This is a genomic window from Candidatus Streptomyces philanthi (genome assembly GCF_059553635.1).
Genome location: NZ_JCANQV010000342.1, coordinates 1 through 5,662 on the forward strand (window position 1 = coordinate 1; position 5,662 = coordinate 5,662).

General features: G+C 74.2%; 4 protein-coding genes and 1 riboswitch. Of the genes, 3 read left to right on the top strand and 1 reads right to left on the bottom strand.

Going from position 1 to position 5,662, the window contains the following annotated elements; genetic code table 11:
* Positions 1-129 precede the first annotated feature (129 nt).
* Together AC51EU_RS26345 and AC51EU_RS26350 are read left to right on the top strand one after the other, a co-directional pair.
* A complete protein-coding gene (locus AC51EU_RS26345) occupies positions 130-489 on the top strand; it encodes a hypothetical protein (protein WP_496269579.1) in 360 nt (119 codons plus the stop codon).
* Positions 486-731, top strand: coding sequence for a type II toxin-antitoxin system RelE family toxin (locus AC51EU_RS26350; RefSeq protein WP_496269580.1), 246 nt, complete (start codon positions 486-488; stop codon positions 729-731). Before AC51EU_RS26345 ends, AC51EU_RS26350 begins: the two co-directional genes overlap by 4 nt.
* 144 nt (positions 732-875) lie before the next feature.
* Here the strand turns inward: AC51EU_RS26350 and cobN are convergent, their stop codons facing one another.
* Entirely contained in the window at positions 876-4,553 is a 3,678-nt protein-coding gene (gene cobN, locus AC51EU_RS26355) for a cobaltochelatase subunit CobN (protein WP_496269581.1), read from the bottom strand.
* A 34-nt stretch (positions 4,554-4,587) separates the two neighbouring features.
* Positions 4,588-4,736: riboswitch (cobalamin riboswitch) on the bottom strand.
* Positions 4,737-4,853: 117 nt separating this feature from the next.
* On the opposite strand from cobN, the gene AC51EU_RS26360 reads away from it, so the two are divergent.
* Positions 4,854-5,662 (top strand): ferredoxin-like domain-containing protein (locus AC51EU_RS26360; protein WP_496269582.1); only part of this gene is annotated, 809 nt, incomplete at its 3' end.

The window sequence follows — 5,662 nt, forward strand, 5'->3', positions numbered from 1 at the left end:
AAACGGCCGCCCCTGACCGCACGCCCCCGCTTCCCGGAAGGACCGTCCGGGAAGCGGGGACGCCCGGCCGCCGCCGCACCGATTCCCACGACGAACGTTCCGACAGCGAAGGGAAACGAAGGGAACAGCATGACGAACAACGGAGATCTCGCCGGGATCTGGCGGGACAGTGTGAAGCGGGCCGTGGAGGAGACGGGGTACGCGGGTCCGGTCGTCCCCCGGACCATCGGGGGCGTCGGCGAGACGCTGGGGCTCGGGCGCCGGGCGGAGTTCTACGCCGAGTTCGACACCGTCTCGACGGGTGCCGAGTTCGACGCGGTGCTCAACGAATGGTGGCCGCGCGCGGTCGCCGAGGCGGCAGGTGATCCCGAAGCGGTGGAGGACTTCACCACGCTGGCGCAGGCGTACTACGTGATGGCGTTGAGCGAGCAGCCGCGCCACTACACGCACGGGGACATCCTCCGGCAGCTGGAGGAGTCCTCGTCATGACGTACACCATCGTCTGGGAGACGTCCGCGCAGGCGGCGTTCAGTCAGCTGAAGAGGAAAGACCCGCAGGGCGCGAAGGTTGTGGCACACGCCGTCAACGGTCTTGCCCGGGACCCTGAGCCGCCCGGTAGTAGGAAGATCGGTCCGACGGTACGGCGCCTGCACGTGGATGTGTACCGGATCACGTACCAGATCGACGGGACGCACATCGCCGTGAAGATCCTGCTGGTCGGCAAGGTCTGACGGGTGGTGCCGAGGGCGTCCGGCGGAGGCGCGGCGCCCCATCGGACGGGCCGCGTCCCCGTAGGGAGGCGCCCGCGCCCGGGCGCCCGTCCGGGGCACACGGCGGAGGGCCGCCGGCATCCCGCCGACGGCCCCCGGTGAGGCTCAGTCCTCGCTCTCCAGCTCCCCCTCCGTCTCCAGGAACGCCTCGCGCAGGTCGGCAAGGGTCTGCGGGTCCGGCTTCTCCCAGAGGCCGCGGGACTCGGCCTCCAGGAGGCGTTCGGCGATGCCGTGGAGGGCCCAGGGGTTGGCCTCCTGGAGGAAGGCGCGGTTCTCGGGGTCGAGGACGTAGGTCTGGGCGAGCTTGTCGTACATCCAGTCGGCGACCACGCCGGTGGTGGCGTCGTAGCCGAAGAGGTAGTCGACGGTGGCGGCGAGTTCGAAGGCGCCCTTGTAGCCGTGGCGGCGCATCGCCTCGATCCAGCGGGGGTTGACGACGCGGGCGCGGAAGACGCGGGAGGTCTCCTCGACGAGGCTGCGGGTGCGGACCGTCTCCGGGCGGGTGGAGTCGCCGATGTACGCCTCGGGGGCGCGGCCCTTGAGCGCCTTGACGGTGGCGACCATGCCGCCGTGGTACTGGAAGTAGTCGTCGGAGTCCGCGATGTCGTGCTCGCGGGTGTCGGTGTTCTTGGCGGCGACGGCGATGCGCTTGTAGGCGGTCTCCATCTCGTCGCGGGCCGGGCGTCCTTCGAGGCCGCGGCCGTACGCGTAGCCGCCCCAGACGGTGTAGACCTCGGCGAGGTCGGCGTCGGTGCGCCAGTCGCGGGAGTCGATGAGCTGGAGGAGGCCCGCGCCGTAGGTGCCGGGGCGGGAGCCGAAGATGCGGGTGGTGGCGCGGCGTTCGTCGCCGTGTGCGCGCAGGTCGGCCTGGGCGTGGGCGCGGACGAAGTTGTGCTCGTCGGGCTCGTCCAGGGCGGCCGCCAGCCGTACCGCGTCGTCGAGGAGGCCGATGACGTGCGGGAACGCGTCGCGGAAGAAACCGGAGATGCGCAGGGTGACGTCGATGCGGGGGCGGCCCAGCTCGGTGAGCGGGACCGGCTCCAGGCCGGTGACGCGGCGGGAGGCGTCGTCCCAGACGGGGCGGACGCCGAGCAGCGCCAGGGCCTCGGCGACGTCGTCCCCGGAGGTGCGCATGGCGCTCGTGCCCCACAGGGAGAGGCCGACGGACTCGGGCCAGTCGCCGTTGTCGGTGCGGTAGCGCTCCAGGAGGGAGTCGGCGAGGGCCTGGCCGGTCTCCCAGGCGAGGCGGGAGGGGACGGCCTTGGGGTCGACGGAGTAGAAGTTGCGGCCGGTCGGCAGCACGTTGACCAGGCCGCGCAGCGGGGAGCCGGAGGGGCCGGCGGGGACGAAGCCGCCGCGCAGCGCGTGCAGGGCGTGGTCGAGTTCGTCGGTGGTGGCGGCGAGGCGGGGGACGACCTGGCGGGCCGCGAAGTCGAGGATGTCGGCGACAGCGGCCGGGTGGCCCTCGGCGACGCGGGCGACGGCGGACGGGTCCCAGCCGGCGTCCTCCATCGCCTGGACGAGGGCGCGGGCGGTCTCCTCCGCCTCGTCGGCGGTGGTGCGGGTGGCGGCGGACTCGTCCAGGCCCAGGGCCTCGCGCAGACCCGGCAGTGCCGAGGTGCCGCCCCAGATCTGACGGGCGCGCAGGATGGCGAGGACGAGGTTGACGCGGGCCTCGCCGGTGGGCGCGCCGCCCAGGACGTGCAGGCCGTCGCGGATCTGCGCGTCCTTCACCTCGCACAGCCAGCCGTCGACGTGCAGCAGGAAGTCGTCGAAGCCCTCGTCGTCGGGGCGCTCCTGAAGGCCGAGGTCGTGGTCGAGCTTGGCGGCCTGGATCAGCGTCCAGATCTGGGCGCGGATGGCGGGCAGCTTCGCCGGGTCCATCGAGGAGATCGCCGCGTACTCGTCGAGCAGCTGCTCCAGGCGCGCGATGTCGCCGTAGGACTCGGCGCGGGCCATCGGCGGGACGAGGTGGTCGACGAGGGTGGCGTGGGCACGGCGCTTGGCCTGGGTGCCCTCGCCGGGGTCGTTGACGAGGAACGGGTAGACCAGCGGGAGGTCGCCGAGGGCGGCGTCGGGGCCGCAGGCGGCGGACAGGCCGGCGTTCTTGCCGGGCAGCCACTCCAGGTTGCCGTGCTTGCCGAGGTGGATCATGGCGTCGGCGCCGAAGCCGCCGTCCTCGACGGACGCGGCGATCCAGCGGTAGGCCGCCAGGTAGTGGTGGGAGGGCGGCAGATCGGGGTCGTGGTAGATCGCGATCGGGTTCTCGCCGAAGCCGCGCGGCGGCTGGATGAGGACGAGCAGGTTGCCGCGGCGCAGGGCGGCGAGGACGATGTCGCCCTCCGGGTCCCGGCCGGGCTCGCCGGCGTGGCTGCGGTCGAGGAACATCTCGCCGGGCGGCGGGCCCCAGTGCTCCTCCACCGCGTCACGCAGCTCCTGCGGCAGCAGGGCGTACCAGCGCTTGTAGTCGGCGGCGGGGATGCGGACGGGGTTGCGGGCCAGCTGCTCCTCGGTGAGCCACTCCTGGTCGTGGCCGCCGGCCTCGATGAGCGCGTAGATCAGCTCGTCGCCGCCCGCCCGTCGCCCGCCACCGCCCTCAACCGAGGCGCTGCGCGCCGCCTCTTCCTCTTCGGACTCCAGGCCGGGCACCGGCTCGTCGCCGAAGTCGTAGCCCTCGGCCCGGAGACGGCGCAGCAGGGCGATGGCGCTGGCGGGGGTGTCGAGGCCGACGGCGTTGCCGATGCGGGAGTGCTTGGTGGGGTACGCGGAGAGGACGAGGGCCAGGCGCTTGTCGGCGGCCGGGATGTGGCGCAGCCGGGCGTGGCGTACGGCGATCCCGGCGACGCGGGCGGCCCGCTCGGGGTCGGCGACGTACGTCGGCAGGCCGTCGTCGTCGATCTCCTTGAAGGAGAACGGCACGGTGATCAGCCGGCCGTCGAACTCCGGGACGGCGACCTGGGTGGCGGCGTCCAGCGGGGACAGCCCCTCGTCGTTCTCCTCCCATGCCGCACGCGTCCCCGTCAGGCACAGGGCCTGGAGGATCGGAACGTCGAGGGCGGCCAGCGCGCCCGCGTCCCACGACTCGTCGTCGCCGCCGGCGGACGCCTCGGCGGGCTTGGTGCCGCCCGCCGCGAGGACGGTGGTGACGATGGCGTCGGCCGGGCGCAGGGCCTCGATCAGCTCCGGTTCCGGGGCGCGCAGGGAGGCGACGAACAGCGGCAGCGGCCGGCCGCCCGCCTCCTCGATCTTGGCGCAGAGGGCGTCGACGAAGCCGGTGTTGCCGCTCATGTGGTGGGCGCGGTAGTAGAGCACCGCCACCAGCGGGCCGTCGATGTCCGTACGGGCCTCGCGCTCCAGGGGGCCCCAGGAGGGGGCGGCGGCGGGCGGTTCGAAGCCGTGGCCGGTGAGCAGGACGGTGTCGGAGAGGAAGCGGGCGAGCTGGCCGAGGTTGGCCGGGCCGCCGTGCGCGAGATAGGCGTGGGCCTCGGCGGCGATGCCGACCGGGACCGTGGACGCCTCCATCAGCTGGGCGTCGGGCGCCTGCTCGCCGGTGAGGACGACGACCGGGCGGTGCTGGTCCTCGGCCAGCAGCACGTCCAGGCCCTCCTGCCAGGCGCGGATGCCGCCCAGCAGCCGGACGACGACGAGGTCGGTGCCCTCCAGCAGCGCGGGCAGTTCCGCGACATCGAGGCGGGCGGGGTTGGCGAGGCGGAACGGGACGGGACCCTCGGCCGCGCGGGCGCTGAGCAGGTCGGTGTCGGACGTCGACAGGAGCAGGAGCATGCGGCGTCTGGCCTTCCTCGGGGTCCGCGCCCCGGGCGGTGAAAGGACGGCGGGAGTTCCTGACTCACCCGGTCCTGGCCGGGTTCACAGTGGCGGGACCGCGCCGGATTCTCACCGGGCTTCCTCCCTGGCGCCGTCGCTGGCGTCCGACGGGCCTGGTGACCCGCCGACCTGCATAGTAAGGGCTCGGGGAGGGGTGTGGCAGGGGGGACGGGGGGTGCGGTGGGCCTTTCGGCACGGCCGTCGCCCGGCTCCCCGCCGCGCGACCCCGTCCGCCGTGACGTCGGTATGCTCGCCGCCATGCCGCCCTCCCCCTCACCCCAGCCCAGCGGGGTCGCGGCGCCCCTGCGGGTCCGTGGTGACGCCTGCCCGGGAGCGCTGCGGCTGCACCCCGCCGCCGACGGCCGACTGGCCCGTATACGGGTGCCCGCCGGGGATTTGACGTCGCGTCAGTTCCGGGGGCTCGCGGACGCCGCGGAACGGTTCGGTGACGGACGGCTCAGTCTCACCTCGCGCGGCAACGTGGAACTCCGCGGCCTCGCCGACGACTGCGGGGCGGATCTGGCGGAGCTGCTGCGCGACGCCGGGCTGCTGCCGTCCGCCCGCCATGAACGCGTCCGCAACATCCTCGCCACCCCCCTCGCGGGCCTCGACCGTCACACACCCGCTGACGTGCGGCGATGGGCGCGCGACCTGGACGCCCTGCTGTGCGCGAGCGCGACCGCGACCGCCCTCTCCGGCCGCTTCCTCTTCGTCCTGGACGACGGCCGCGGCGATGTCGCGACGCTCGGCGGCGATGTGACCTTGGTCGCAACCGGGGACGGGACGGGGGCCCTGCTCCACCTCGGCGACGACCCTGCCGCCGTGCGCGTCGCGGACCATGACGTCCCGCGCGCCGCGCTGGCCGCCGCCGCCCACTTCCTCGCCGCCGCCGACGCGAGCGGCACCGGCGCCTGGCGGGTCCGCGAACTGCCGCCCGCGCACACCCCCACCGCCCACACCCTCTCCGCCTGTCTGCGGGACGCCGGCATCCCCGCCACCTCGGTCCCCGCCCCGTCCGACGGCGTCCCCGCGTACCGGAAGGCGCCCGGCCACGGGCTGCCCCCCGC

Coding starts and splice junctions, on each gene's coding strand:
- AC51EU_RS26345 (WP_496269579.1), top strand. CDS start 130: ATGACGAACAACGGAGATCTCGCCGGGATCTGGCGGGACAGTGTGAAG.
- cobN (WP_496269581.1), bottom strand. CDS start 4,553: ATGCTCCTGCTCCTGTCGACGTCCGACACCGACCTGCTCAGCGCCCGC.
- AC51EU_RS26350 (WP_496269580.1), top strand. CDS start 486: ATGACGTACACCATCGTCTGGGAGACGTCCGCGCAGGCGGCGTTCAGT.